This is a genomic window from Thermoactinospora rubra, assembly GCF_002093975.1.
Taxonomy (GTDB): domain Bacteria; phylum Actinomycetota; class Actinomycetes; order Streptosporangiales; family Streptosporangiaceae; genus Nonomuraea; species Nonomuraea rubra_A.
This window is the reverse complement of sequence record NZ_MSZZ01000125.1, coordinates 1-1291: the sequence shown is the minus strand read 5'-3', so window position 1 is coordinate 1291 and position 1291 is coordinate 1. Positions and strand designations below refer to the sequence as shown.

Below are 1291 nucleotides of genomic sequence, written 5' to 3'. Positions count from 1 at the left end.
AGAGCCTGCTGACGAAGGGTTTGGTCGGTACGGCCGAGTTGGGGTGATCTCGGCGGTTCTTCCGGCGTGTCGTGCCTGCGAACAGGAGCGGGCTCCTGATAGCTGAGGTGTTGTCTACGCATCTCAGCAGCCAGGAGCCCGTGGTTGCCTGTCTACACGCCCGCGCCGGAAAACGCCAGTGGTTGCGCCTCACCGGGGTGCCGATGTCACGGCCGCAGACCGGCCTATCCGTCGGATCTGTCCGATGCCGAGTGGGCGGTGCTGGAAGGCGAGGCACGGGCGGTGATGGCTGAGCTGGTCAAGGCCACAGGGCGGCCGATGGTGCATGACCTGCGCGCGGTCCTGGATGCGATCGGCTACGTGGCCAAGTACAGCATCGAGTGGCGGGCCCTGCCGGTCGACTTCCCGCCACACGATGCGGTGTATGCGTTCTTCCTGCGCTGGTCGGCGCGCGGGCTTCCCGAACGGCTGGCCGGCCGGTTACGCGGCCGTCTTCGCCTCCTGGCCGGACGCGGTGAGCTGCCCACAGCGGGATGCGTCGACTCCCAATCGGTCAAGGTCGCCGAGACCGTCACCGCCGCGGCCTGCGGCTACGACTCTGGGAAGAAGATCAAGGGGCAGAAGCGGCACCTCGCCACCGACACGCTCGGGCTCTTGCTGTGCGTGCTGGTCACCTCGGCGGCGGTGCAGGACCGCGATGGTGCGCACTCGTTGCTGGCCCGGCTGCGGGAGAAGTTCACCACCATCGCCCTGCTCTGGGCAGACGGCGGCTACGCCGGACGCCTGGTCACCTGGGCACGCGATGTCCTGCGCCTGACGGTTGCCATCGTCAAGCGCAGTGATGACATGCGCGGCTTCGTCGTCCTGCCCCGCCGCTGGGTGGTGGAACGTTCATTCGCCTGGCTGATGCGCTATCGGCGCCTGGTGCGGATCTACGAACGCAAGCCCGAACATCACGAAGCTTTCATCTGGTGGGCCGCCGTCCACCAGATGACCCGCCGCCTAGCACGCGAACTGGCAGGCGGGCAGCCTCACCGACGGTGGGGTGACCCACCACCGCTCCCCGAGCTGACCAGCCCCGACCGGCGTGGCAGAGTCCTGGAACTGCTGACCGCCCAGCCCTGGCGAGCCTGGCGAGGCAGCGAGTTGGCCGCCCTCCTCGGGATCGACAACATCAACAGCTTCCGCGTCCAGCTCTCCCAATGGTCCCACCAGGGTTACATCCGCAAGATCGGACCCGCTCTCTACGGGCCCATCCCCACCAGGACTTAAGCCTTTGTCAGCAGGCTCT

General features: G+C 67.4%; 1 pseudogene. It reads left to right on the top strand.

Annotation, left to right across the window (positions count from 1 at the left end):
- Positions 1 to 144: 144 nt before the first annotated feature.
- A pseudogene (locus tag BSB02_RS39180) lies at positions 145 to 1008 on the top strand (IS5 family transposase); the annotation flags it as partial.
- Positions 1009 to 1291: the final 283 nt, after the last annotated feature.